This is a genomic window from Pseudomonas sp. PA-5-4B, assembly GCF_021606215.1.
Lineage (GTDB): Bacteria > Pseudomonadota > Gammaproteobacteria > Pseudomonadales > Pseudomonadaceae > Aquipseudomonas > Aquipseudomonas edaphica.
Genome location: NZ_WKDB01000137.1, coordinates 1 through 2093, shown reverse-complemented (window position 1 = coordinate 2093; position 2093 = coordinate 1). Strand labels below are relative to the sequence as shown.

Genomic DNA, 2093 nt, shown 5'->3' with positions numbered 1-2093 from the left:
AGGTGCTTGCTCGGCGCGCGGAGCGGCAGATCACCAGTTGAAGTTCACCGAGGTCAGCAGGGTGCGCTCGTCACCGTAGAGACAGGTGGAGAAACTGCACTGCGCGTAGCGCTTGTCGGTCAGGTTGTTGGCGTTTACGGTCACGTCCCAGTGGTCGTCGATCTGGTAGCGCGCCATGGCGTCGAACAGGGTATAGGCTGGCATGGCCGAATCCATGCCCGAGGCCTGTGTTGTACCCATGTAGCGAGCGCCGGCGCCCACGGTCAGTTTCGGAATGCCCCAGTTGACGAAGTCGTAGCGGGTCCACAGGGCTGCCTGGTGGTAGGGCGTTTCGTCGGTACGTTGACCCACTTCGGCGGCGATAGCGCTCTTGGTGGTGCGTGCATCGGTATAGGCGTAGGTGGCGATCACGCTGAGTGCCGGGGTGACATCCGCCTTGGCTTCCAGCTCCAGACCGCGGGAACGTTCCTCGCCGGTTTGGCGGAACTCGTCGGTAGCTGGATCCTGCTTGAGCACGTTGGTCTGGGTCAGCTCGTAGACTGCTGCGCTGAGCAGCATATTGCTGTCCTTGGGCTGATAGCGCACGCCAACTTCGTACTGTTTGCCTTCGGTGGGAGTGAAGGTCTGGCCGGTGACTTGCGCAACGGAAACCGGGAAGAACGACTCGCTATAGCTGATATAGGGCGCCAGGCCGTTGTCCGCCAGGTAGACCAGGCCCGCACGCCAAGTGGTGGCTTCGTCGCTTTGGCTGGCCTTGGCGCCATTGCGATGCGCCTTCTGCTGCTGGTCAGCCCAGTCGTGGCGGCCACCCAGTTGCAGGACCCACTTGTCGTCGAACTTGATCTGATCCTGGAAATAGGCGCCTTTTTGCAGCATATCGAGCTGCGAGCCACGGTCCAGGGCGGGGCTTGTGTTGACCACTACGGGCTGACCATAGTTGTAGCGACTCAGGTCCAGGCTGGGGGCTGTGGCTCGGAAGTTATGGGAGTCATAGGAAGTGTCATAGCCGTCGAAACCGACCAGAACGGTGTGCTCGACGCTGCCGAACTGCCATTTCGATTCGATATTGGTATCGCTGCCCAGGGTTCGAGCACGTTCACGGCGATCACTGTATTGCCGTGCAAGGATGCCGGTATTGGCGGCATTGCGGATAGCAGCTGCGGACGTCTGAGCTTGCAGGTATTTCCACTTCACGTCGGACTCGGAGTAACGCAGCTTGTGATTAAGCGTGAAGTGCTCGTTGAAGTGGTGGGTGAATTCGTACCCCAGGGCCGACATCTCGCCATTCATGTCGTCGTAGCCCGGCTCGCCGATAAAGTCGTTGCGGCCGATCTTGAAGGCGCCGTCACCCGCACCTTTGACCAACTGATAGGGCAGGGGCGCGGGGAAACGCGTATCGGTCTTCTGGTAGAAGGACAGCAGGGTCAGCGATGTGTCTTCGTCAGGGCGCCAGGTCAGCGCCGGGGCGATGTAGATCTTGTCGTCGTTGAGATGATCCTGCTGGGTGTCGCTGTTGCGGCTGAGCAGGGTCAGGCGATAGCTCAGGGTGTCGCTACCGGGTAGTGCGCCGCTGAAATCGGCGGCGAGCTGCTTGCGGTCATTGGAGCCCGCCTGCAGTTGCAGCTCATGAAGCGGCGTTTCGGTTGGGCGCTTGCTGACGCCATTTACCATGCCGCCGGGCGAGAGTTGGCCGTAGAGCACCGAGGCAGCGCCGCGGATGACCTCGACGCGCTCCAGGCCAAAAGGTTCCTGAATGCCGTCGTAGGAGTTGTTCTGCAGGCGCAGGCCGTCTCGCAGCGAGCCGCCGGTGGCGGATTCGACGGAGAAACCGCGGATGCGGAAGCGGTCCGCAGTGCGGTTGAAAGAGGTCGCACTGGCGGTGAACCCTGGCGTATAGCTCAGCGTCTGGGCCAACGTTTCCGCCTGGCGGTCGCGGATCTCGTCGCTCGTCACCACCGACAACGACTGCGGCGTCTCGGTGATCGGCGTGTCGGTCTTGGTAGCGCTCATGTTGCGTTTGGCTACATAGCCGACCACATGCTCGGTGGGCTGTTCAACGCTTTGCCCGGTAACGTTGATGGCATCAATCTCCA

General features: G+C 61.3%; 1 protein-coding gene. It reads right to left on the bottom strand.

What is annotated here, in order from left to right; translation table 11 throughout:
• Positions 1-30: 30 nt before the first annotated feature.
• Positions 31-2093 (bottom strand): TonB-dependent siderophore receptor (locus GIW28_RS30535; protein WP_236490494.1); only part of this gene is annotated, 2063 nt, incomplete at its 5' end.